A 22,122-nucleotide genomic window follows, 5' to 3' on the forward strand; every position below is an offset into this window, starting at 1 on the left:
TCCGCATCCCGCTTTTAATTCCGACTAATCGGATATGAATTAAAGTATTTTTCCTTAATCGCATTGTAGCAGGGACAATTCTGATTAGCAAGGCGACAGCTTCAAAATCTTTCGGAAACAAAAAAAAGGCGTTGCCGGAGAACCGACAACACGAATAATGTGGTTAGAAATGCAACGAAGGAAAACCCAGCTCTGATGCGAACTTCTTCGTTCGTCACATCAGAGGACGGCGCCCTTTCGAACTATAAAAGCAAGATGTCACAGTAGTCAGATCGACCATTCGAATCCACCACCTCTTTTTTGAACCGCTTCGTCTTTGGGGGACGACTTAAGGGGAAACAGAAAAAAAGATTTAGGATGTCATTGAATGGTTCTAAATACGAGAAACATCAAGTTCTATACCTCTGCCAGACTTCCTATAAAAGCATTTCTAGAAGTTGATATGAATATACCATTCATAAATTGTCATTGTCAATGAATTATTGTAAATATTCCGACAATTTAACATAAAGAAAAATCATCCAATGATTTTTCTTGTTATTCTGCACAAAACGCAAAGACATTTTGGACGTTTTGGAACGCATATAACCGCTCTACGACTTGATGATCCTTTACTTTGAGTAATGCCGGCACACTCATGACTTGCGCCTGCTCTAAAAATTCAGGAATGAAATTGCCATTCGCTTTTTGGATCCATTCCTCGTCTTTCGTCGCTTCGACGATGTCGAGCATCCGACTGGCGATGGCACATGTGCCGCACATCGGTGCATAGACATACAACAACCCGTTTGCTGGTACTTCTGTTACTTCCTTCATCTTGACCCCTCCTGTTATCCCGTGCTTCTGAAGCCAGTATACAAAAAAAAGGACAGCGATGAAACGAAATCGTTTCACCCCTGTCCGTCTTACTTTAAGTATTACTCGTTAATCATTGATTTGTATGCCGCAGCATCCATCAATGCTTCAACTTGCGACTCATCTTCTAGCTCGATATCAACCATCCATGCACCTTCAAATGGTGATTCGTTAACGAGTTCTGGGGAATCGGAGAGTGATTCATTGATTGCAACGACTTTCCCTGAAATCGGTGCGTACAACTCTGAAACCGTCTTGACCGATTCAACCGAACCGAATGGCTCGTTGATTGAGATCGTATCTCCGACTTCTGGAAGCTCAACGAACACGATATCACCGAGTTCGTGCTGTGCGAAATCCGTGATTCCGATTCGTGCTTTGTTGCCTGTTACTTCGACCCATTCATGCTCTTCCGAATACCGTAGATTGTCTTTGACTTGACTCATTTGCGATTCCCCCTGTGTTCTATAGTGGACTAACGGTTTTAGTATACCAAATTCAATCGGCTTCTTAATACCATTTTCCTTGATACATCTCTTCTTTAAATCCAAGTGTGACATCTGTCCCGTCCGTGACGATTGGACGTTTCAACAGCATCCCGTCACTTGCGAGCAAAGCATACTGCTCTTCTTCCGACAAGTCGGGTAAGCGATCTTTCAGCCCGGCGGCACGATAGGATTGACCACTCGTGTTAAAGAATTTTTTCAGCGGTTCGCCACTTTTTTGATGGAGTTCACGAATCGTCGCGGCACTTGGTGTCTCATCGACGATGTGTTTGTAATCGACTTCGACACCGTTGTTTTCAAGCGCCTTCTTCGCTTTGACACATGTACTGCACTTTGGATACCCATACATCGTTACCATATTTCATCACCTCACCTTTAAGACTAGCAGATAAATCAGTGTTCCTTCAAGCGCGCGAGTGCCGCATCAATTTGATCTTGATGATGGTGATCGTGAGCGATGAACGACGCGACGAACTCACGGGGACAAAAGCGCCCTTCATACGTCTGTTCATACTGCGCGTCCGTCAACCGTCCGAGTTGCGTCACGAGATCGCTTCGAACCGCGATTGCTTTTTTCAGTAACGTCAATGCGTCGACATGATGCGCATACTCGACCGCTAACCGGTTGAACTCATCAAAGTCCGTCTCGACTAACGTCAGTCGATCGTCAGGGAGCTTCGCGACGGCATGATCGAGGTAATACCGGTCCCATAAGAACAAATGGCCGACACACTCCTGTACCGTCCATTTATCGATCGCGAGCGGCGACTGCCACTCTTCATCCGATAAACGCTCGAGCGATTTGTAGTAGTCGACTGCAAACTGAAGTTCTTTTACATCTTCACGCATCGCTATTCCCTCCTCGAAAAAAATTCGCCTTTACAGAGATTTTCCCTGCAAAGGCGAACTCGTAAACCTGACTTAGACGAGATATTTGTTAGCTTCAATCAAACGTTTCGCAATCGCACGTTTCGTGCCGATCGAGTTGATTGGTTGGTAACGGCTGAATTTCTTCAGTGCCGACAGTAACATCCGTAACTCGTCTCCACTTGCTGCTGCGTAGAGTGTTTCTTTCGCGTCACGTTCAACACCTTCGAATGCCTGTTGTGCGAAGACTTCCGTATAACGGATTTTGAGTTCGCTCTTCTCGGCGCCTTTTGAAGCGATCGCTTTTTCTGTCCGGACGATGGCTGACTCGAGCGCATAGATTGCACTCATGATATCGGCCGTGTTCGCGAGAATTTCCTGTTCGCCTTGTAACTTATCTTGATATTTCTGAACAGCCGTTCCAGCCGTCAATAAGAAGATCTTTTTCATCATCGCGAGCAGGTGACGTTCCCGGTCGAGCGGTTCTGTTCCGACTTCTGTCGGCATGAAGCTCATGACTTCTTGTTGGAGGCGCTGCGCTTCCGCTAAGAGTGGTAACTCGCCTTTCATCGCTTTCTTCAAGAGCGTACCTGGTACAAGCAGACGGTTGATTTCGTTTGTTCCTTCGAAGATCCGGTTGATCCGCGAGTCACGGTACATGTTCTCGACTTCATATTCCGCCATGAAACCGTATCCGCCGTGGATTTGAACCGCCTCATCGATGACATAATCAAATGTCTCTGACGCAAAGACTTTGTTCATCGAACATTCAATCGCGTACTCGGCAATCGAATCAGCGACGCGTTTGCCATCTTTACTTTCTTCTTCCGACAGCTGATCGAGACTATCTTGGAAGAGACCGCCTGTCCGGTAAACTGAGCTTTCCATCGCATACGTTTGGGCTGACATCGTCGCCAGTTTCTCTTGAATCAATGGGAATGAGCTGATCGGTGTTTTGAATTGTTTCCGTTCGTTCGCATACTGAACGGCGAGATCAATCGCGCGTTTAGATGAACCGACGGCACCGACAGCGAGTTTGTAACGCCCGACGTTCAAGATGTTAAAGGCGATGACGTGCCCGCGACCGATTTCACCGAGGACGTTTTCGACCGGTACTTCCGCATCTTCTAAAATCAATGTCCGTGTCGATGACCCTTTGATGCCCATTTTTTGCTCTTCCAGACCTGTCGAGACGCCCGGGTACTCACCCTCGACGAGGAATGCCGTGAATTTATCGCCATCGATTTTCGCATAGACGACGAACAGACTGGCGAAACCGGCGTTCGTGATCCATTGTTTTTCACCGTTCAAGATATAGTGTGTCCCGGCTTCGTTCAAGACAGCTGTCGTCTTCGCACCGAGTGCATCTGACCCCGAGCCCGGTTCTGTCAATGCGTATGACGCAATCCATTCACCTGACGAGAGTTTCGGCAAGTACTTTTGTTTTTGCTCTTCGTTTCCGAAGAAGACGATTGGGAGTGAACCGATTCCGACGTGTGCGCCGTAGCTGAGGGCGAATGAACGACCACGTGCGAATTTTTCTGTGATGATCGACGACGAGATTTTGTCCATTTGGTAACCGCCGTATTCTTCCGGAACGTCTGCCCCGAGAAGACCGAGCTCGCCTGCTTCACGCAAGAGACCGACTGAAAGTTCGAACTCATGTTTTTCGATTCGGTCAAGCACCGGAACGACACGATCTTCGACGAATTTCGCCGTCATGTCACCGACCATTTTATGTTCTTCTGAAAAATCCTCCGGTGTAAAGAGACGCTCCGCTTTTAATTCATCCAGTACAAAACTTCCACCTTTAATCAATTCGTTCGTCGTTTGGCTCATTGTCCTGTTCCTCCTTCAACTAATTCGAATACACCAGCAGCACCCATGCCGCCACCAATACACATCGAGACGACACCATACTTCGCGTTCCGGCGTTTCATTTCATGTAAGAGTGATAATGTCAGTTTTGTTCCCGTACAGCCGAGTGGATGACCGAGTGCGATTGCTCCCCCGTTGACGTTGACGATGTCTTCGTTGAGACCGAGCTCACGGATGACACCAAGGGATTGTGAGGCGAACGCTTCATTCAATTCAATCAAGCCGACCTCTTCGAGTGTGATTCCTGCGAGTTCAAGGGCTTTCGGAATCGCGACGACCGGTCCGATTCCCATGACTTCCGGACGGACACCGCCGACGGCAAACGACTTGAACTTCCCGAGAATCGGCAGTCCTTGACGCTCTGCTTCCTCACGCTCCATCACGAGTACGGCTGCTGCCCCGTCTGATGTTTGTGACGAGTTCCCGGCTGTGACACTGCCACCAAGCCGGAAGACCGGGCGGAGTTTTGCCAAGCCTTCTTTTGAAGAGTCTGCCCGGACGCCTTCGTCATGCTGAACGACCCAGGATTTTTCTTCGACCTTCATGTCATCGTTGACGACGTATTCCGTCACCGTGACGGGGACGATTTCATCCGTGAACTTACCGGCTGCGATCGCGGCTGCTGCTTTTTGATGACTGCGTAAGGCAAAGGCATCTTGATCTTCACGTGAGACGTTATACGTCGCTGCGACTTGCTCTGCCGTATGCCCCATGCTCATATAATATTCAGGTTCCGATTCGACGATTGACGGGTTCGGACGAACGACGTGTCCCGGCATCGGGATTTGACTCATCGACTCGAGACCGCCGGCGATGACGGCCGTCGCTTGACCGGTCATGATTTTCATCGACGCATCAGCAATCGATTGCAGACCGGACGAGCAATACCGGTTGATCGTGATGGCCGGTACTTCGTGTGACAAGCCGCCAAGAACGGACGCGTAGCGGGCGATGTTCATCCCTTGCTCTGCTTCCGGAAGAGCACAACCGAGAATGACATCATCGATTGTTCCCTCGTATTTCGAACGCTTCAACGTTTCCTTAATCGCGATTCCTGCGAGTTCATCAGAACGCATCGCTTTAAATGACCCTTTTTTTGCTTTACCGACTGGTGTCCGCGCACCAGCGACGATTACTGCTTCTTTCATTCGAATCCCCCCAGTCAGTTACGAAGCGGCTTGCCTTTGACAAGCATATGCTGCATCCGTTGTTGTGTTTTCATCTCACCGATCAAGCTCAAGAACGCTTCCCGTTCAAGGTCGAGCATGTATTGCTCATCGACGTGTGTACCGAAGGCAACGTTCCCACCCGCGATGACATGCGCTAACTTGTTCGCGATCTTCAAGTCATGCTCCGAGACATAACCGCCATAGAACATTTCCCGTGTTGCCAGCTCAAGCGTCGCTTTCCCTGTCCGTCCGACGACTGGAATCAAGGATTTAGCAGGTGGCGTATAGCCTGTCCGGTCGAGTTCGAGGACAAGTTGTTTCGCATCATACGTCAAGTGATCCCGGTTCATCGAAATCTGGTCGACAGAGCGGACATAGCCGAGTTCGCGTGCTTCGAACGCTGATTTCGAGACTTTTGCCATCGCGACGTTTTCAAATGTCTTTTGCGCTGCTTTTTCGATATTCACTAAACCATCCGGCGTATTTTCAAGTAAACGACGATACGTGTTGACGTTTCCGCCACCACCTGGAATCAGGCCGACACCGACTTCGACGAGCCCCATGTAAGTTTCGAGTCCTGCTTGCAGGCGGGCTGCCGGAAGTGAAATTTCCGTTCCGCCACCGAGCGTCATCCCTTGTGGTGCTGCGACGACCGGGCGTGACGAATAACGAATTTTTTGAATCGATTGCTGGAATTTATTGATGATCCAGTCCAGCTCGAACCAGTTTTCATCTTCTGCTTCCATCAGCATCATTGCGAGGTTCGCACCGACACAGAAGTTTTTGCCGTCGTTTGCGATGACGAGTCCGCGGTGATTTTTTTCGACGAGGTCAATCGATTGTTCAATCATCTGCATGATGTCGACGCCGATTGCATTACTTTTCGACGTAAACTCAAGCACCGCCACGTCATCTCCGACATCGAGTAAACGGGCTCCGTTGTTCTCAAGCAAGACGCCGCTTGACTTGCGGACGTCACGTAAACGGATTTCTTTCGGGTTCTGTTCGCTGCCGACATACGTTTTGCTCGTCGCATCATAATGCTGACCATTTTCGTTGTAGAAACTTGTGTTGCCTGACGCAAGCATCTCGTCGACCCATGCCGGGACGTCGTAACCATCCTGCTTCATTTTTGCGACGGTCTTTTCAACACCGAGTGCGTCCCATGTCTCGAACGGTCCCATCTTCCAACCGAAGCCCCATTTCATCGCTTCATCGATTGCTTTGATGTCATCCGCGATTTCATGTGTCAGTTGTGCCGAGTAGAGCAGTGTCTTCGCATGGATCGGCCAGAGGAGTGCACCGACACGGTCGTTCGCAAAAACAACGGCTTTCAATTTATTTTTGGCACCGGGAAGAGCTTTCGCCTGACCGATTGACGGTTCGGTAAGCGCTTTCTTTTCGACGTATTCAAAAGAGTTTACATCGAGTTCAAGGATTTGTTTCCCGACTTTCTTATAGAAACCTTGTCCTGATTTAGCACCGAGCGAACCTTCTGCGACGAGTCGCTTCATTTCTGCAGGAACTTCAAACGTATCTTTTTCAGGACCTTCCGGTAACAGGTCATAGACGTTGTTCGCTACATGGACGAACGTATCGATTCCGACGACGTCAAGCGTCCGGAATGTCGCTGAGCTCGGACGACCGAGTAACGGTCCCGTCACGGAGTCGACTTCTCCGATCGTATAGCCGCCTTTTTTCATCTCTTCCATCGTCACGAGCAGACCATATGTCCCGATCCGGTTGCCGATGAAGTTCGGTGTGTCCTTCGCGATGACGACACCTTTTCCAAGACGCTCTTCCGCGAACTGTTTCATGAAGCGGACGACTTCCGGATGCGTGTCCGTCGTCGGAATCAATTCGAGTAGCTTGAGGTAACGTGGTGGGTTAAAGAAGTGTGTGCCAAGGAACCGTGAATTAAATGATGCCGAGCGTCCTTCACGCATCGCTTCGATCGAAATCCCTGACGTATTCGAGCTGACGATCGCATCTTCACGGAGGAATGGTTCAATCGTCGCAAACAGTTGTTGTTTGACATCCAAACGTTCAACGATGACTTCGACGATCCAGTCCGCTTCCTTCAAGCGTTCGAGGTCGTCTTCGAGATTACCGACTTCGATTAAGTCAATCAACTTTTTTGATGCGAGCGGTGCCGGATTTTGTTTCAGCAACTTTTGACGGTTTTCCCGTGCGATCCGGTTTCGGACGGCTCTGTCCGCTAGCGTAAGTCCTTGTTTTTCTTCCTGTGCCGTAAGTTCTTTTGGTACGATATCAAGCATCAATGTCCGAATTCCCGCATTCGCGAGGTGTGCCGCGATTCCTGCACCCATGACCCCTGAACCGATGATGACGGCGAATTGAATATGTTTCGTCAATTTAAGTGTGGTCGGCTGACCGATCTGACTCGCCATGATATACCCCCTGATTCGTAATTGAATGAACAACCATTCATTATTCTGACAAAAAAAGAAGCCCATCAATCTTTCCCCTGCTTCTTCTACATCTCCATCATAAATGAATAATGATTCAGTAGCAATAAAAAATCACGTTTTGGTCAAATTTTCCTGTTAGACTAAAAGAAACAAGGGGGAGATGTCATGAAACAGACAGAACAACTGTGGGACCAGAAGGCAACGGACTGGGCGGAACGCTCGGAAATGATGTGGACACAAGGAAGTCGTAAAACAATCATTCCTTTCCTAAAGTCGGTCATCACCGCTGGCAAGATGCTTGATTTAGGATGTGGTGACGGGGAGGCCTGCCGCTTGCTGGCAGATTCTTTTCAGATGACAGGACTTGATTTATCGGAAGAAATGATTCGGATTGCCCGCGACAAATCACCGACCCTCGACTTCGTCGTCGGCACCGGTGAAGCGTTACCGTTTGCAGATGATGCGTTTGATGCTGTCCTCGCCGTCAATTCGCTCGAGTGGTCGACACGTCCGCTCACAGTTCTTAAGGAAATCGAACGGGTTGCACCAATTGTCGTCATCAGTCTGCTCGGACCGACGGCGGCACCACGGGCTTTAGCCTATCGTCGGCTGTACGGGGAAGATGCACCGATGGGCAATACGATGATGCCGTGGGAACTGACGCAACTGGCAGAAGAACGTGGTTGGACATTGCTCGACGAAGCGGTCATTCAAAAAGAAGGGGCTGTGTTGACCGGTCACCGGCTACTTGATCAAGCACATGCTTTCTCGTGTTTGTTTGCGTTTCGGACACGGGATTAAAAAATTACCTATTTGCAACAGACGTAGGTCCACCCGCTTTTCTCGGGCGGGACGCAAGCCGCGCCCATCTATCCGATGATCGGGTCTTGCCTGTCCCTGACGGAAGCAAGCTTCCTTTCCCCGTAGAAGTCGAGTGGACACGTCTGTTTATTTTTACTGATACCGTTGATGGATTTGAAACAGCAAGTGTTCGATCTGTTCAGGGAGCGTAGATGTCTTGTCTTGCCATTTCACCCGAAAGTACAGTGTCCGTAGTAATTGTTTTGTATTCCGGAGAACATTGAATTGAGCATCACCCCACGTCACCGGCAAATCAAGCCATCCTTCGATTGGTCTCTCAAGCATTGTCAGCAACACGTCATCTTCAACACCTCGTTCTCTTGCTGCCAACCAAGCCGTGATGACACGTTCCTGTTCTTCATCAACGAAGACATAATCCGGCGTCATCAAAATCTCGATGAATCGGGCTATTGCTGCTTGCTCCTGATGGATTTGACAACGCGGATGCTTAAACCAAGCATCATAGACGTCGGCAATATGTGCCACACTATGTGCCCATCCATAAGTCGGGACAAATCCTCGGAAATCATCCTCCATGTTGAGATATCTGAGCAACTGACTCGAGATGTCATCGTAAACACTTTCAGCTAATACATGGACTGTTGCATCCTTCTCTAAAAGCACGGCAAGAATAAGCGCTGAAAAAGAACGTCTGAAAACCGCCGTTTCATCTGTCTGCGCTAGATGATAAAACAATCCATCCTGACTAAAAACAAACGACGCGATCCGTTCAGCCGACGATCCGGTGAACTTTTCCGACATGATCCATTCGGCTAATCGCGAATAGATCAGTTCATCCCGAAGGACCGGATCGAGACTTCCGATGTGATGGAGCATCTGTTCGAGTAGTACTTCCGAGATTTCAAGGTCTACTTGTTGCAAGTGGTCTTTCAGTTGGTCTTCTGTTAGATACATGAAGGATTCCCCCTATTTTTTAGGATTATACACAACAAAAGGGATGAAGCCATGACAGCTCCATCCCTATTTTTCGATTACCCTTTGACCATTCCTTTAAGGACGAACGCGACGTTTGCCGGACGTTCTGCTAAACGGCGCATGAAGTAACCGTACCAGTCACGGCCATACGGGACGTAGACACGGACTTTATAACCGAGCTTCACGAGCTCAAGCTGACGTTCGACGCGGATGCCGTACAGCATCTGGAATTCGAACTTATCATTTCCGATTCCATTTTCCTTCGCGTAGCGAATGATTTGTTCAATCATCGCGTCGTCATGCGTCGCGACCGCAGCATAATTTCCGAGTGACAATTGAAGTTTTACGAGTTTGATGTAGTTGTGGTCGACATCTTCTTTTTCCGGGAAGGCGACCGTCGCCGGCTCCTTGTATGCCCCTTTGACGATGCGGAGGTTCGTTTCAAACCGTCCGACCCGTTTGATGTCGTCTTCTGAACGATACAGGTAAGACTGAATGACGGTACCAATGTTATCAAACGATTGACGCAACTCTTCAAACAATTGAATCGTTTTTTCACAACGTGGTTCATCTTCCATGTCGATGGTCACGAATACGCCGAGCTCTTTCGCCCGTGTCAAAATCCGTTCCATGTTCGATCGAATTAATTGATCTGAAATATCAAGGCCAAGTGACGTTAACTTTAGTGAAAGTTGCGAGTCTAATTTCTCTTCCGCAATCATTTCGACGGCGCGGATACACTCTTGCGTCATCATCTCCGCTTCGGCTCCAGTCGAGATGAACTCACCGAGGTGATCCATCGTCACACATAATCCTTTTGCATTCAAATCTTGAATCGCCCGTTTCGATGCTTCGAGTGAATCCCCCGCCACGAAGCGACCAGCCCCAAACTTCAGACCATATCGTTTCGCTAATCCATTCAATGTCTTATTCTGCGATAAGAAGATAAAACCATCCCGTAGTACTCGTTCCATCACTCATTATTCCCCCTAAATAAATGCTAGGCTGTTTTACCGTATCGGTTCACATCACTGCACTCATATTATGACATAAAGCGCTTACATATGCTCTCTCTTTTGTTTTTTTCGTAAAGATCGTTGTGCAAAAAAACCAACTGCAAAAAACAATACGTATAAAAAGACAGCTAAGAAAAATTGCCACGAAAACGGATCGCGCAGACTCGCCCCGATGTTGTTGTAAACGAACGCCCCAGGAATGATACCGAGATAACTTGCAAGTGCAAACTGCTTAAATTTAATTTTTGATAGACCGGACGCATAACTGATTGCATCAAATGGAAACAATGGAATCAAGCGGACGAGCAACACGACTGTAAAACCGTTCGAAGCAATCCGGTCGTCGAATACCGTCAGCTTACCGGTCCCAATGATTTTCTCGACAGCGCGCCGTCCGAGCAGGCGGGCAATCCAAAAACTGAGTAAACTGCCTGTTCCCGCGCCGATGACGTCAAGCAACGTGCCGAGCCACGGACCATAGGTATAACCGCCGAACATCGTCAGTAAGCTCGCCGGGAAAAAGACGAGTGGACGGATTGTATAAGCGAGGACATAGAGCAGCATACCGGGAAAGCCTTGCGCGAGAATCCAGTTCGACAACGCCTCTAAATCAAATTGCTCCATCATCCCCGACAAGCGGAAATAAAGGAGCAATCCGAGTCCGAACAATAAATAAAGTGAAAAGGGAAGCCAGTCCCGCAAGCGAAGTTTCTTCATGACATCGGTGCCGGTGCCACGTAATAGAAAATCGAGAGGAAAATCAAGACACTTCCTGCGAGAACAAACAGATGCCAAATCGCATGATTGTACGGCAAACGAGCCCAAACGTAAAAGATGACGCCGAGTGAGTACGCGAGTCCACCGCCGAGCAGTAACAAGAACCCTTGTAAACCAAGTGCTTCATAAATCGGTTTAATGGCGAAGAGACAACACCAGCCGAGCACCAAATAAGAAACGTTCGAAATCCAGACGTGTTTCCCCGTCGAATAGAGTTTCCAAATCATCCCGAGCGTCCCGACGCCCCAGACGATGCCGAGCAACGTCCAACCGAGTGGTCCGCGTAACGTAATCAACGCGAACGGTGTGTAACTCCCTGCAATCAAGAGATAGATGCCTGCATGATCGAGAATTTGCAGGACTTTGTTCGCCTTCGTATGCATCAGCGAATGCATCAATGTCGAGAACAGATAAAGTAAAATCATCGTCGCGCCAAAGATACTGACCGCCGTGATGTTCCATGCACTACCGGATTTTGTCGCCTGTAACACAAGCAACACGAGTGCCACGATACTGAAGATGACACCAAGCCCGTGCGTAACCGCACTGGCGATTTCTTCTTTCAAGGAATCCCCTTTTGCGAGTAACTCTTCGAGCGTTTCTTTGGACTGTTCCTTAATCGTTTTCGTAATTTCTTTTTTTGTGATCAAACAAACACCTACTTTCTAAACAAGACAGATTATGCCCTTGATTATACGCCCGAACAGCAAGACTGCCTATAAAAACATTCTGTCAATTTGATGACGATTCGGGCACTGTAACCTATTCCCGATTTTTCATCAAAAAAATCCACTTCCCGCAAAGGAATGTGGATTTTCTATTTACCACCGTTCGATATCGGGACGATCTTTGAACGTCGATTTCGTACCGTGCCGTTCGTTCAGCACGGCTTCGACTTCTTTAAACGAGACACCGCGGTCAGCAAGCAAGACCGTCAAATGGTACAACAGGTCTGCCGTTTCTTCTGCTAATGTGTCGTCGCCTGCGAGGACGACCTCAAATGCTTCTTCCCCGAACTTCTTCGCGATTTTCTCGCGTCCCGCTTGGACGAGATAGTTCGTGTACGAAGAGTCCTCATTCGCCGCGATCTTTTCTTTTACTGTCTGTTCCAATTCATGTAGCATGGGGCACCTCCACTTCAGTATAGAAACATGTCCGGTTGCCGGTGTGGCACGTCGGACCATTCGCTTTGACCGTAATCAACAGACTGTCCTGGTCACAGTCAATCCACATGCGACGGAGCTCAAGCGTATGTCCGCTCGTCTCCCCCTTCGTCCAGAGCCGGTTCTTCGTCCGCGAGAAAAACGTGACGAGTCCGGTCGCAAGGGTCTTATCATAGGCGGCTTGATCCATGAAACCGACCATCAAGACATCGTTCGTCGTTTCGTCTAAAATCACGGCCGCAACGAGTCCTTTTGAAAAATTCAGTTCGATCATCGGACGTCGACTCCTCTCGCCTTCAAGTAGTCCTTCGTCTCGGGCATCGAATACGTCGCTTCGTGGAAAATCGAAGCGGCAAGTGCAGCGTCGGCACCTGCTTCGAGACCCTCGGCTAAATGTTCAAGTGTCCCGACACCACCAGACGCAATGATCGGCACGTTGACGACGTCGCGTAACCGTTGAATCAGTTCCAAGTCATACCCGTCCTTCGTCCCATCCGCGTCCATCGACGTGACGAGTAACTCGCCGGCGCCGAGCGCAACGACTTCCTGCGCCCACTCGATGACATCTCGCCCGACAGCCTGTGTCCCGCCGTGTGAGAAAACACCCCACGAATCGCCCGTCCGTTTGGCGTCGATCGCGACGACCGTCGCCTGGACACCAAACAACTGACTGACGTCATGGACAAGCTGCGGATTCTGCAGGGCTGACGAATTAAGAGAGACTTTATCGGCACCGGCACGGATCAGGCGTTTCGCGTCCTCGAGCGTCTTGATCCCGCCCCCGACCGTAAACGGCATGTAGATGACTTCAGCGACCCGCTCGACGATATCGAGCATCGTCTCCCGTCCTTCTTGTGTCGCCGAGATATCAAGCAAAACGAGTTCATCGGCCCCTTGTTCATAGTAGTACTTCGCGACGGCGACGGGATCGCCGAGGTCACGTAAGTTTTGGAACTTGACGCCTTTGACGACACGGCCTTCCTTGACGTCAAGGCAAGGAATGATTCGCTTCATCAACATACAGTCAGCACCTCTTTCAACGAGAGCGATCCGTCGAGTAAGGCACGACCGATGACGGCACCGTCCATCCCGATCTCTTTTAAGCGGGCAACATCTTCGACCGTCGTCACGCCACCGGAGGCAATCAGCTCAACACCGTCCCGCTTCAAGCGGTCGAGTCCGTCGACATCCGGTCCCTGCATCATCCCGTCGCGCGAGATGTCGGTATATAAAAACGTCTTGATGCCTTTTTGAATCAAGTGTTCAATCGCCCGTTCGAGCGTCCAATCACTCGCTTCGAGCCAGCCGCGTGTCTGGACGATGCCGTTTTTCGCGTCCAAGGCAACCGCCAACTTGTCACCAGCCCGTTCAATCATCTGTTCAAGCAACGCTTCGTCCTCGAGGGCGACCGTCCCGATTAAAATCCGGTCAATCCCAGCACCGACGTACGCTTCGACCGTCTCGATGTTGCGGACGCCGCCGCCTGCTTCAACGAACAGTCCGGTCTCTTTTTTGATGTCGGCGATCAAGCTCAAGTGCAGGGGTTCGCCCGCTTTCGCGCCATCTAAGTCAATCAGGTGAATCGCTGTCGCACCGTCGTCCTTAAACCGTTTTGCGATGGTCAGCGCATCCCCGAAAAACGTTTGTTGTTGAAAATCACCTTGCTTGAGGCGGACGGCTTGTCCGCTCATTAAATCGATTGCTGGGTAGAGTTGCATGTCGTCTCTCTCCATTCTTTAAGTAATTTCAGTCCGACTTCGCCACTCTTCTCCGGATGGAATTGCATCCCCGTCACTAAGTCCTTTTGGACGATTGCCGGGACGAGTCGACCGTATTCGACGGAATCGATAATCCAGTCCGGTTCGCAGACGGCACCGTACGAGTGGACGAAATAGACGGCTTCGCCATGATTCGTCAGTTCGTGCCAGCCCATATGTGGTAAGCGGACCGTTTCCGGTAACTTCTCGATCGTTCCCGGTAAGATGCCCAGTCCCTGCGTCTGACCGTTTTCGTCACTCGATTCAAACAATAACTGCATCCCGAGACAAATCCCGAGGAATGGTTTTTTGGTCGCTTGGTCCTGCAAGAAGTCAATCAAGCCGGTCTCTTTTAACCGGGCCATCGCCGGGGCATAGGCACCGACGCCGGGCAAGACGAGTGCTTCCGCCTGTCCGAGCAGTTCGATGTCACTCGTGACGATGACCGCTTCCCCAAGTTCCTTTAACGCCCGTTCGATGTTCGCGATATTCCCGACGCCATAATCTACGATTGCGATCATTGATCAATCAGTCCTTTCGTCGAGGGCACGCCTTCACTCGTCACGGCGATCGCTTGGCGAACTGCCCGTCCGAGCGCTTTGAATAAGCCTTCAATCATGTGATGCGTGTTCGAGCCGTAGAGGACCTCGGCATGAATCGTCATCCGCGCACTCCGCGACAGCCCTTGGAAAAATTCTTCCGCGAGCTCCGTGTCAAAATCACCGAGCTTCGGATTTTTGAATTCAGCGCGGAAGACCGTATAGGGACGTCCACTGAAGTCGAGGACGACGGACGCGAGTGTCTCATCCATCGGTACACGGGATTCGCCGTAGCGTTCGATCCCGGCCTTATCGCCGAGTGCTTCCGTCAAGGCAGCCCCGAGGACGATTGCTGTATCTTCGACCGTATGGTGGGCATCGATCCAAAGATCGCCCTTCGCTTCGATGACGAGTCCGATCCGCGCTTGAAAAGCGAATAACGTCAACATGTGATCAAAGAAGCCGACCCCTGTCTTAATCTCGACCGCTCCCCCACTGAGATCGACCGCGACCTTGATTTCTGATTCTGAACTTACTCGTTCGCTTGTCCCACGACGCATTGCATTTCCTCCTCTACACATCTTTCTAGTACGTTCATTGATTCAACCGAACCACAACTGATCCGGAACGCTCCGTCAAACAAGCGGATCCGCAGTCCGGCGCTCGCACACCGTTCGGTAAAACGTTCCGCTTCATCGTATTCGACATAAACGAAATTCGCGGCACTCGGATAGGTTGTTCCGAGCGGCTCGACGAGACGGGCAATCGTGTCCCGGCTCGCATACGTTTCCTCTAAGACAAGATCAAGTTCCGGTTCGGCCATGATGGCGATTCCGACCGCTGCCGAAAGACCCGATACATTGTACGGCGACTTGATTTGTTCGACTTCCGCAACAATCGCTTCACTGGCGATCAGGAAGCCAAGGCGCAGGGACGCAAGTCCGAACGCTTTTGATAATGTCCGGAGAATGATGGCGTTCGGATACTCCTCGAGTAAGCCGACCATCGACTGCTCGAGGGCGAAGTCGATATACGCTTCATCGATGACAACGTATTTGCCGCTGTCGAGTAACCGGCGCACGTCGGCTTCTTTTCGTAAGATCCCCGACGGATTGTGCGGGTGACTGATGAAGATGATATTCCCCGGTGCCGCAATCAATCCGTCGACGTCGAGTTCCATCCCGTCGAGGAGCGGTACTTTACTGAAGTCGGCCCGTGCCCGGTCGGCATAAAACTGATACATGACGAAGTCCGGTTGCGAGGCGATGACCGGTGCGTCCGGTCCACCGTAACGGGCACAGAGGTAACCGATCAGTTCATCGGAGCCATTCCCGGCCACGAGTTGTGTCGGGCGGACACCGGCATAGGTGCTGTAAGACGTTTTGACTTGGTCGATGATTTCGACCGGATATTCATTTAACGGAAACGTCTCGACGAGTTGTTTAATCGTCTCGATTCCGATTGTACTATGGGCAGTAAAGCGTTCATTTTGGTGGAGTCGCATCAGTTTTCCCTCACTTCTATCGCTTGTGCGTGTGCTTCGAGTCCTTCGACCCGGGCAACGGTCTTCGCGGCATTGGCAAGACGCTGGACACCTTCGCGTGTCGCTTCGAGCATCGTCTGGTGACGCAGGAACGTTCGGGCGGATAAACCGGACGCGAAGCGCGCCGTCCCGGACGTCGGTAAGACGTGGTTCGTTCCGGCGACATAATCACCGAGCGTCTCCGGCGTTTCGTGACCGAGGAAAATCATCCCGGCATGACGAATCGATTTGACGACGTCCTGCGGATTGGCGACGGCGAGTTCCAAGTGTTCTGCTGCTAGGCGGTTCGCTTCCTCGATCGCTTGCTCGAGCGAGGCGACGAAGACTCCGCCGTTTTCCATCGCCCGGCGTGCAATCTCCTGACGCGGTAGTTGCTGCAGGCGTGTTTCGATGTTGGCATCGACGTCTGCTTTCATCGCTTCCGTCGGGACGAAGGCGACCGCGACCGCGTCCCGGTCGTGTTCTGCCTGGGCAAGTAAATCAGCGGCAATCCGGTCCGGGTGCGCCGTCTCATCCGCGATGACGACGACTTCCGACGGTCCGGCAACGGAATCAATCCCGACGATCCCGTAGACTTGCCGTTTTGCTTCGGCGACAAACCGGTTCCCCGGTCCAACGATCAGGTCTACGGCACCAATCGTTTCCGTACCGAACGTCAATGCGGCGACGGCTTGCGCACCACCGATCGTATAGATTTCCGTCACACCGGCGATTTGAGCCGCGACCAAGACTTCATCCGTCAGTCCTGTCACGGGCGTCACCATGACGATCCGTTCGACACCGGCAACTTTTGCCGGAATCGCATTCATCAGGACGGTCGACGGATAACTTGCCGCACCACCCGGGACGTAAATCCCGACCGAATCGACGGGAAGAAACCGTTGGCGCCGTGTGATGTCTGCTTCGACGAGTTCGATGTCGGACGGTAACTCTTGTTCGTGCCACTCGACGAGGCGTGTTGCCATCAATTTGAGCGAGTCGATTAAATTCGTGTCCGCTTGCTCGAATGCTTGTTGAATCCGTGTTTCGTCCAATCGCAAATCCGTCAGCTCGATGTTGTCGAACTGTGCCGTATAGCGACGGACTGCTGCGTCGCCGTCAGTCGCGACGGCTTCAAGGATCGCCCGGACGGCTTGTTCCGTCTCACGGTCGACGCTGAAGTTTTTTGTCGTTGCCATTACCGTGTCACTCCTTCTGTCAGCTGTTCCAGTAATTGAATCACTTCGACCCGCTTGCGTTTCAGTGTCCATTCACTCGTAAAGAACCGGGCACTGATGTCGATGATTTTTTCGTATTCGTTCAGTCCGTTCGCCCGTAACGTCTCGCCCGTCTCGACGATATCGACGATTGCATCGGCGAGTCCGAGGAGCGGTGCCAATTCGACCGATCCGTTCAGTGGGACGATATCGACGTCGACGCCGAGTTCACTGAAGTAGCGTTTTGCGATGACCGGATACTTCGTTGCAATCCGGACCCGGCGTCCGCCTTCGAACTGGAGCGGCTCTTTCGCACAGACCGACATCCGACAGACGCCGAACGGTAACTCCGTCAGTTCCGATAACTCTTGATCCGACTCAAGTAAGATGTCACTGCCTGTAATCGCGACGTCAAGGACGCCCTGGGCAACGTACGGTATTAAGTCCGACCCTTTCATGAAGACGAATTCATGCTCGCCCCGTTTGACGATCAATTCACGTTCAATCGCGCCCCATGTCTCGACGCCCGCTTCTTTTAAGTAACGCTCGGTCGCTTTCGACAGGCGTCCCTTCGTGATTCCGATTCGCATTTACAGCACCTCCGCAAGCCGTTCGACCGAAAATCCGATGCCGAACGCCTGTTGTTGTTGACCAAACTGTTCATATAACCGGTCGTAACGACCGCCGACTAAGACCGGCTCCGTCACACCATCGATGAAGCCGTGAATCGTCACGCCGTCATAATAGGTCTGTAAGCCCATCTGTCCGAAGTCGAGATCGGCATTGACGGCGTCCGCTAAATCAAGGACGGCGTTCAACCGTGTTTCATCGACGAACGGTAAGATTTTTTCTGCGCCTTCACGTCCGAATAACAATGGCAGTTTTGCCAGCAATTCATCATCGAGTTCGCGGGCGATTTGTTTCAGTTCAATCACGTTCCGCAACCGCAACATCTGCGTCACTTGGTCACGCAAGTGGTGATCACCGACCCGTGTCTCAATCAAATGTTCAATCAGTCCGGCGTCGCCAATCGATAACGTGACTGCTTTGCCCGTCAATTCTTCAATCAAGCGGACGGCCAGCTGAATCGCTTCGACGGCTGCGATTTCGCCCCGTTCCTCGAACCCGACTTGGAACTTCTCTTCCGGCTGAAAGACCGAACCGCTGTAAAAGACACGCTTATATTGTTCACGGCCACGCTCACTGAGGGCGCGGGCGACACTTGTCGTAAAGTCCATCCGAATTTGTTCCCGTCCACCAATTTCTTCAATTAAAGGTGTGATTAATCGGGTATAGTTAGATTGTTCGAGTCCATCCTCAAGCTGACGGATGACCCGTTGCAGACGTTCTGCTGACGGTCCGACATAGTCTGTCGCCCCGTCCTTGAGTCGAATCGTAGAAAATGATTGCATGTCGCCACTCCTTTATCTTATTATCACTGTACCACGCTAAATTATTTAACGATAAGATACCTTTTTTGTAGTCCGATTGTCAATCCTTTTGCTTGTTTTACTACGTTAAAAAAACATATCGGAGGTTTTGTCATGCATTTAATGAAATGGGACGGTCACGTCCACAGCCCGTATTGTCCGCACGGAACGAAGGATTCGCTCGAAGCCTATATCGAACGCGCCTTACAACAAGGACTCGAACGAATCAGCTTCACGGAGCACGCCCCGTTGCCGGAAGGACTCACCGACCCGGCACCCGATAACGACTCCGGGATGTCGTTCGCGACGGCAGAACGCTACATCGAAGAACTGAAGACGTTACGCGAGACATATAAAAACGATATCGAGATCCGGATCGGGATGGAGTTTGATTACTGGGAGAACGACGTCGACGGGACACGTGACATCATCGCCCGCTACGGTCCCGAGCTGACGGACGGCATCCTGTCGCTGCATTACCTCTGGATCGAGGACCGTTATTACATGGTCGACTTCAGTAAAGAAAGTTTTGGTGAGATCGTCACGAAACTCGGCAGCGTCACAGCCGCCCACGAGCGCTACTACGAAGGCATCCAGGCACTCGTCATGACGGACTTAGGGAAACACCAACCGAAGCGCCTCGGTCACTTGACGTTGCCGACGAAGTTCATCCAAGCCTATCCGCTTGAGTCAAACCCGGTGAACCTTGACGATACGTTACGGAAAATCCGTCAGGCGGACTTCACGCTCGACGTCAACACAGCAGGACTCCGTAAGCCGTTATGTGGTCTTTCCTATCCTTACCCGGAACTCCTGCAAGTCACGCAGTCTTTATCGATTCCGCTCGTTTACGGATCGGATGCCCACCTCGCGAAAGACGTCGGGGCTGATTTTGATTTTAAATGGTAACAAAAAAACCGGATGCCGCCTGGCGTCCGGGTTTTAACATTACATCGGGTAAGGGAAACTGTCTGAGCTGACAGGCGCAATCGTCGCCGCCAACTGCTTCAGTTGTGAAATCGGCAGATTGCCGGATAAGAGGACGAGTTGGTCGCCGTCCGCATAATACAGGTTAGCCCCTTGGTTGTTCTCCTGCATATAAGCCGTTCGGCCACCTGCAAGTGTGCTTGTTCTCCAGTCAGACGCAGCAACGTCCTGCTTCGGGAGGACCGTGATCACTACAGCATCCGTTTTCGTATGAAATAGCCACATCATCTTGGAATCTTGATTAGAGATTGTACTACTCTCAATCGCTTGAAATGTCGAGAACGGCAGTTTCAGACCGTTCGCCGCACTGGTAGCTTTTATCGGTTTGATGTCTTCAAACAGGATGTCTATTAAAATCCAAGTCTCTGCTTGTCGTTGATACGTCAGGAGGGCAAGGCGATTTGCCCCTTTCGGATAATGGAGTGTCGCCGTGGCATGGTCTCCGACGACGGCACTGCTCCATAAGTCGGTTGCTGTCGGATGTGCCGACGTCCCGTCCTTGAACTGAAATTTCAGGTGGCGACGGACCCCTTCTTCAAAGGAAGCCGCATCTTGCGGAAATGCATCCACTTTGATCCTCTTCACGATGGCATCTGATGCCGTTCCCCCGTCCGCCGTGGTATCATCGATCCATTTCATTTCTTGATGACTCGAGGGCAAAAGTTGTTCCGGTTCCGCACAACCGGTCAAGATAGTCGCAAGAAGCAATGTGCTGATCAAATCGAATCGTTTAAATCGCATGTGTCTCTCCTTCGTAAGATTCGTCATGCGTTTAGTATCGCACAGTTCACAACAACGTTTGGCATTTAATTTACAAAAATAAGGGAATCCAGGTTTTCTTACACCAAAAAATTGCTCAGAAATTCTGACCAATCAGTCATGTATATAATGAATGGATCAGCCCTACTACAAAAAAAGATTAGCCGTTTCTTCACTTCAAGAAGAGGACTAATCTTTTTACGTATCCATTTCACTCTAAGTTAGCATGTTTGCCGTACATCGTTTTTGAATCGAGTTGTTTCGCCGCCATGATGTGGAGAATCAACGCATCATAGAACAGCAACATCGTTTGTTCAAACAATGAGCCCATCGGCTGGACCGTTTCGTCTGCCGTGGCTGTCCGTTCTTTCGGCACGCCCGGCAGCTTGACGGTTAAGTCTGCTAACTTCGCCAGTGTCGACGTCGGCTCAATCGTGACGACCGCGACGGTTCCACCGATTTGTTTCGCTTTCTCGACGATCGGGACGAGTGTTTTTGTCTCACCAGATCCTGATCCGATGATCAACAAATCTCCTTCACGCAAGTTCGCTGTGACCGTCTCACCGACAACGTACGCATCGAAGTTCATGTGCATCAAGCGCATGACAAATGCTTTGCCCATCAAGCCGGAGCGACCGGCTCCAGCGAGAAAGATCCGGTCTGCCTTTAGAACGGCTTCCGCGAGTTGCGTCGTCTCGGCTTGATCGATCGCTTCGACCGTTGACGTCAGCTCTTGTAAAATCGTTTGAATATGTGTCATTTACGCCTCTTGCAGCATCCGTCGCATCGTTGACGCTGTTCCTTGTTTGTCATCTTGTCCGGTAATCCCGCCACCGACGATGATCAGGTCAGGACGCGCTGCGATGACTTCCGGTAATGTCTCCATCTTGATGCCGCCAGCAACTGCTGTTTTGGCGTTTTTAACAACGGACTTGATTGTTGCGAGATCCTCGAACGAGTTTTGACCGACGGCTTGAAGATCGTAACCGGTGTGGACACAGATGTAGTCAACACCGAGTTCATCAAGTTCTTTCGCACGTGTCGCGATATCTTTAACAGCGATCATATCAACCAAAATCTTCTTGCCTGATTTTTTCGCTTCTTCAACGGCACCTTGGATCGACATATCTTCGGCTGCTCCAAGAATCGTCACGATATCGGCACCGTGTGCGACAGCTTGGCTGACTTCATAGCCGGCAGCATCCATGATTTTTAAGTCGGCGAGAACCGTTAAGTTCGGGAATGCCGCTTTCATTTCTTTAACGGCACGAAGCCCTTCGTTGATGACGACCGGTGTCCCGATCTCAACGATATCTAAGTTTTCTTCACCAATTTCTTTGACTAAAGCGATGGCACCTGCTGTATCTACTAAATCGATTGCTAATTGTAATTTCATCATTAATCTCTCCCATTCTTCTCTCTATTTATGGATCCTGGCACTTCCTTCTGAC

The 22,122-nt window shown here is 50.6% G+C and carries 24 protein-coding genes and 1 pseudogene; 2 read left to right on the top strand and 23 right to left on the bottom strand.

Annotated elements, in window-relative coordinates; translation table 11 throughout:
• Window positions 1-537 precede the first annotated feature (537 nt).
• The 7 genes from KNP94_RS08540 to KNP94_RS08570 all read right to left on the bottom strand — a co-directional run bounded on the left by KNP94_RS08540 (window position 538) and on the right by KNP94_RS08570 (window position 7,686).
• The gene (locus KNP94_RS08540) at window positions 538-816 is read right to left on the bottom strand and encodes a thioredoxin family protein (protein WP_029331290.1); all 279 of its coding nucleotides are present in this window, start codon (window positions 814-816) and stop codon (window positions 538-540) included.
• Between the two features lie 101 nt (window positions 817-917).
• Window positions 918-1,301 (bottom strand): glycine cleavage system protein GcvH, encoded by a 384-nt coding sequence (gene gcvH / locus KNP94_RS08545; protein ID WP_029331292.1) that lies wholly within the window; start codon window positions 1,299-1,301, stop codon window positions 918-920.
• 64 nt (window positions 1,302-1,365) lie between these two features.
• A complete protein-coding gene (locus KNP94_RS08550) occupies window positions 1,366-1,719 on the bottom strand; it encodes an arsenate reductase family protein (protein ID WP_088837707.1) in 354 nt (117 codons plus the stop codon).
• Window positions 1,720-1,754: 35 nt separating this feature from the next.
• Window positions 1,755-2,210 carry a DinB family protein gene (locus tag KNP94_RS08555; RefSeq protein WP_088837708.1) on the bottom strand — a complete coding sequence of 152 codons (456 nt, stop codon included), beginning with the start codon at window positions 2,208-2,210 and terminating at the stop codon, window positions 1,755-1,757.
• 72 nt (window positions 2,211-2,282) lie between these two features.
• Window positions 2,283-4,067 carry an acyl-CoA dehydrogenase family protein gene (locus tag KNP94_RS08560; RefSeq protein WP_088837709.1) on the bottom strand — a complete coding sequence of 595 codons (1,785 nt, stop codon included), beginning with the start codon at window positions 4,065-4,067 and terminating at the stop codon, window positions 2,283-2,285.
• Window positions 4,064-5,254 carry an acetyl-CoA C-acetyltransferase gene (locus tag KNP94_RS08565; RefSeq protein ID WP_215115554.1) on the bottom strand — a complete coding sequence of 397 codons (1,191 nt, stop codon included), beginning with the start codon at window positions 5,252-5,254 and terminating at the stop codon, window positions 4,064-4,066. The genes KNP94_RS08560 and KNP94_RS08565 overlap by 4 nt, the downstream gene beginning before the upstream one ends.
• Before the next feature lie 14 nt (window positions 5,255-5,268).
• Complete coding sequence (locus KNP94_RS08570) at window positions 5,269-7,686, bottom strand: 3-hydroxyacyl-CoA dehydrogenase/enoyl-CoA hydratase family protein (RefSeq protein ID WP_215115555.1); 2,418 nt, start codon at window positions 7,684-7,686, stop codon at window positions 5,269-5,271.
• 186 nt (window positions 7,687-7,872) lie between these two features.
• Here KNP94_RS08570 and KNP94_RS08575 point away from each other — a divergent pair, with 186 nt between their 5' ends.
• Window positions 7,873-8,508 carry a class I SAM-dependent methyltransferase gene (locus KNP94_RS08575; RefSeq protein ID WP_215115556.1) on the top strand — a complete coding sequence of 212 codons (636 nt, stop codon included), beginning with the start codon at window positions 7,873-7,875 and terminating at the stop codon, window positions 8,506-8,508.
• A gap of 153 nt (window positions 8,509-8,661) precedes the next feature.
• Here the strand turns inward: KNP94_RS08575 and KNP94_RS08580 are convergent, their stop codons facing one another.
• The 13 genes and pseudogenes from KNP94_RS08580 to KNP94_RS08640 all read right to left on the bottom strand — a co-directional run bounded on the left by KNP94_RS08580 (window position 8,662) and on the right by KNP94_RS08640 (window position 18,907).
• Window positions 8,662-9,483, bottom strand: a complete 822-nt coding sequence (locus KNP94_RS08580) for a DUF2785 domain-containing protein (RefSeq protein ID WP_215115557.1) — start codon at window positions 9,481-9,483, stop codon at window positions 8,662-8,664.
• Between the two features lie 77 nt (window positions 9,484-9,560).
• Complete coding sequence (locus tag KNP94_RS08585) at window positions 9,561-10,478, bottom strand: proline dehydrogenase family protein (protein WP_029331301.1); 918 nt, start codon at window positions 10,476-10,478, stop codon at window positions 9,561-9,563.
• An 84-nt stretch (window positions 10,479-10,562) separates the two neighbouring features.
• Window positions 10,563-11,237, bottom strand: coding sequence for a TVP38/TMEM64 family protein (locus KNP94_RS08590; RefSeq protein WP_088837713.1), 675 nt, complete (start codon window positions 11,235-11,237; stop codon window positions 10,563-10,565).
• Window positions 11,234-11,917, bottom strand: a complete 684-nt coding sequence (gene trhA, locus KNP94_RS08595; RefSeq protein ID WP_201302359.1) for a PAQR family membrane homeostasis protein TrhA — start codon at window positions 11,915-11,917, stop codon at window positions 11,234-11,236. Before trhA ends, KNP94_RS08590 begins: the two co-directional genes overlap by 4 nt.
• Window positions 11,918-12,118: 201 nt before the next feature.
• Window positions 12,119-12,734: pseudogene (hisIE, locus tag KNP94_RS08600) on the bottom strand (bifunctional phosphoribosyl-AMP cyclohydrolase/phosphoribosyl-ATP diphosphatase HisIE).
• Entirely contained in the window at window positions 12,731-13,480 is a 750-nt protein-coding gene (gene hisF / locus KNP94_RS08605) for an imidazole glycerol phosphate synthase subunit HisF (protein WP_029331307.1), read from the bottom strand. The pseudogene hisIE and the gene hisF overlap by 4 nt, the downstream one beginning before the upstream one ends.
• Window positions 13,474-14,178, bottom strand: coding sequence for a 1-(5-phosphoribosyl)-5-[(5-phosphoribosylamino)methylideneamino]imidazole-4-carboxamide isomerase (hisA, locus tag KNP94_RS08610; RefSeq protein ID WP_215115558.1), 705 nt, complete (start codon window positions 14,176-14,178; stop codon window positions 13,474-13,476). Before hisA ends, hisF begins: the two co-directional genes overlap by 7 nt.
• Complete coding sequence (hisH, locus tag KNP94_RS08615) at window positions 14,151-14,738, bottom strand: imidazole glycerol phosphate synthase subunit HisH (protein WP_029331309.1); 588 nt, start codon at window positions 14,736-14,738, stop codon at window positions 14,151-14,153. Before hisH ends, hisA begins: the two co-directional genes overlap by 28 nt.
• Window positions 14,735-15,316 carry an imidazoleglycerol-phosphate dehydratase HisB gene (hisB, locus tag KNP94_RS08620; protein ID WP_215115559.1) on the bottom strand — a complete coding sequence of 194 codons (582 nt, stop codon included), beginning with the start codon at window positions 15,314-15,316 and terminating at the stop codon, window positions 14,735-14,737. Before hisB ends, hisH begins: the two co-directional genes overlap by 4 nt.
• Window positions 15,289-16,260 (bottom strand): pyridoxal phosphate-dependent aminotransferase, encoded by a 972-nt coding sequence (locus KNP94_RS08625; RefSeq protein WP_215115560.1) that lies wholly within the window; start codon window positions 16,258-16,260, stop codon window positions 15,289-15,291. Before KNP94_RS08625 ends, hisB begins: the two co-directional genes overlap by 28 nt.
• The gene (gene hisD / locus KNP94_RS08630) at window positions 16,260-17,477 is read right to left on the bottom strand and encodes a histidinol dehydrogenase (protein ID WP_215115561.1); all 1,218 of its coding nucleotides are present in this window, start codon (window positions 17,475-17,477) and stop codon (window positions 16,260-16,262) included. The genes KNP94_RS08625 and hisD overlap by 1 nt, the downstream gene beginning before the upstream one ends.
• A complete protein-coding gene (gene hisG, locus KNP94_RS08635; RefSeq protein WP_029331313.1) occupies window positions 17,477-18,085 on the bottom strand; it encodes an ATP phosphoribosyltransferase in 609 nt (202 codons plus the stop codon). The genes hisD and hisG overlap by 1 nt, the downstream gene beginning before the upstream one ends.
• Window positions 18,086-18,907, bottom strand: a complete 822-nt coding sequence (locus tag KNP94_RS08640; protein ID WP_214768821.1) for an ATP phosphoribosyltransferase regulatory subunit — start codon at window positions 18,905-18,907, stop codon at window positions 18,086-18,088.
• Window positions 18,908-19,039: 132 nt separating this feature from the next.
• Between KNP94_RS08640 and hisJ the strand changes: the two genes are divergently transcribed.
• Window positions 19,040-19,834, top strand: coding sequence for a histidinol-phosphatase HisJ (hisJ, locus tag KNP94_RS08645; RefSeq protein ID WP_215115562.1), 795 nt, complete (start codon window positions 19,040-19,042; stop codon window positions 19,832-19,834).
• A gap of 39 nt (window positions 19,835-19,873) precedes the next feature.
• On the opposite strand, the gene KNP94_RS08650 is transcribed toward hisJ, so the two are convergent.
• The 3 genes from KNP94_RS08650 to hxlA form a co-directional block, all read right to left on the bottom strand.
• Window positions 19,874-20,653: a hypothetical protein gene (locus KNP94_RS08650; protein WP_215115563.1), complete on the bottom strand. Its 780-nt coding sequence runs from the start codon at window positions 20,651-20,653 to the stop codon at window positions 19,874-19,876.
• Window positions 20,654-20,882: 229 nt separating this feature from the next.
• On the bottom strand, window positions 20,883-21,431 hold the full coding sequence (hxlB, locus tag KNP94_RS08655; RefSeq protein WP_028105789.1) for a 6-phospho-3-hexuloisomerase: 549 nt from the start codon (window positions 21,429-21,431) through the stop codon (window positions 20,883-20,885).
• Entirely contained in the window at window positions 21,432-22,067 is a 636-nt protein-coding gene (gene hxlA, locus KNP94_RS08660; RefSeq protein WP_026827605.1) for a 3-hexulose-6-phosphate synthase, read from the bottom strand.
• Window positions 22,068-22,122: the final 55 nt, after the last annotated feature.

Source organism: Exiguobacterium sp. s80, from assembly GCF_018618725.1.
GTDB lineage: Bacteria > Bacillota > Bacilli > Exiguobacteriales > Exiguobacteriaceae > Exiguobacterium_A > Exiguobacterium_A oxidotolerans.

Bases quoted from the DNA above. Each gene is read 5' to 3' on its own strand.
- KNP94_RS08560 (WP_088837709.1), bottom strand. From the start codon at position 4,067: ATGAGCCAAACGACGAACGAATTGATTAAAGGTGGAAGTTTTGTACTG.
- hisG (WP_029331313.1), bottom strand. From the start codon at position 18,085: ATGCGAATCGGAATCACGAAGGGACGCCTGTCGAAAGCGACCGAGCGT.
- KNP94_RS08555 (WP_088837708.1), bottom strand. From the start codon at position 2,210: ATGCGTGAAGATGTAAAAGAACTTCAGTTTGCAGTCGACTACTACAAA.
- KNP94_RS08650 (WP_215115563.1), bottom strand. From the start codon at position 20,653: ATGCGATTTAAACGATTCGATTTGATCAGCACATTGCTTCTTGCGACT.
- KNP94_RS08540 (WP_029331290.1), bottom strand. From the start codon at position 816: ATGAAGGAAGTAACAGAAGTACCAGCAAACGGGTTGTTGTATGTCTAT.
- hxlA (WP_026827605.1), bottom strand. From the start codon at position 22,067: ATGAAATTACAATTAGCAATCGATTTAGTAGATACAGCAGGTGCCATC.
- hisJ (WP_215115562.1), top strand. From the start codon at position 19,040: ATGCATTTAATGAAATGGGACGGTCACGTCCACAGCCCGTATTGTCCG.
- hisA (WP_215115558.1), bottom strand. From the start codon at position 14,178: ATGCAACTCTACCCAGCAATCGATTTAATGAGCGGACAAGCCGTCCGC.
- KNP94_RS08585 (WP_029331301.1), bottom strand. From the start codon at position 10,478: ATGGAACGAGTACTACGGGATGGTTTTATCTTCTTATCGCAGAATAAG.
- hisD (WP_215115561.1), bottom strand. From the start codon at position 17,477: ATGGCAACGACAAAAAACTTCAGCGTCGACCGTGAGACGGAACAAGCC.
- gcvH (WP_029331292.1), bottom strand. From the start codon at position 1,301: ATGAGTCAAGTCAAAGACAATCTACGGTATTCGGAAGAGCATGAATGG.
- KNP94_RS08590 (WP_088837713.1), bottom strand. From the start codon at position 11,237: ATGAAGAAACTTCGCTTGCGGGACTGGCTTCCCTTTTCACTTTATTTA.
- hisF (WP_029331307.1), bottom strand. From the start codon at position 13,480: ATGTTGATGAAGCGAATCATTCCTTGCCTTGACGTCAAGGAAGGCCGT.
- hisH (WP_029331309.1), bottom strand. From the start codon at position 14,738: ATGATCGCAATCGTAGATTATGGCGTCGGGAATATCGCGAACATCGAA.
- hisB (WP_215115559.1), bottom strand. From the start codon at position 15,316: ATGCGTCGTGGGACAAGCGAACGAGTAAGTTCAGAATCAGAAATCAAG.
- KNP94_RS08580 (WP_215115557.1), bottom strand. From the start codon at position 9,483: ATGTATCTAACAGAAGACCAACTGAAAGACCACTTGCAACAAGTAGAC.
- KNP94_RS08640 (WP_214768821.1), bottom strand. From the start codon at position 18,907: ATGCAATCATTTTCTACGATTCGACTCAAGGACGGGGCGACAGACTAT.
- KNP94_RS08625 (WP_215115560.1), bottom strand. From the start codon at position 16,260: ATGCGACTCCACCAAAATGAACGCTTTACTGCCCATAGTACAATCGGA.
- KNP94_RS08550 (WP_088837707.1), bottom strand. From the start codon at position 1,719: ATGGTAACGATGTATGGGTATCCAAAGTGCAGTACATGTGTCAAAGCG.
- KNP94_RS08570 (WP_215115555.1), bottom strand. From the start codon at position 7,686: ATGGCGAGTCAGATCGGTCAGCCGACCACACTTAAATTGACGAAACAT.
- KNP94_RS08575 (WP_215115556.1), top strand. From the start codon at position 7,873: ATGAAACAGACAGAACAACTGTGGGACCAGAAGGCAACGGACTGGGCG.
- KNP94_RS08565 (WP_215115554.1), bottom strand. From the start codon at position 5,254: ATGAAAGAAGCAGTAATCGTCGCTGGTGCGCGGACACCAGTCGGTAAA.
- hxlB (WP_028105789.1), bottom strand. From the start codon at position 21,431: ATGACACATATTCAAACGATTTTACAAGAGCTGACGTCAACGGTCGAA.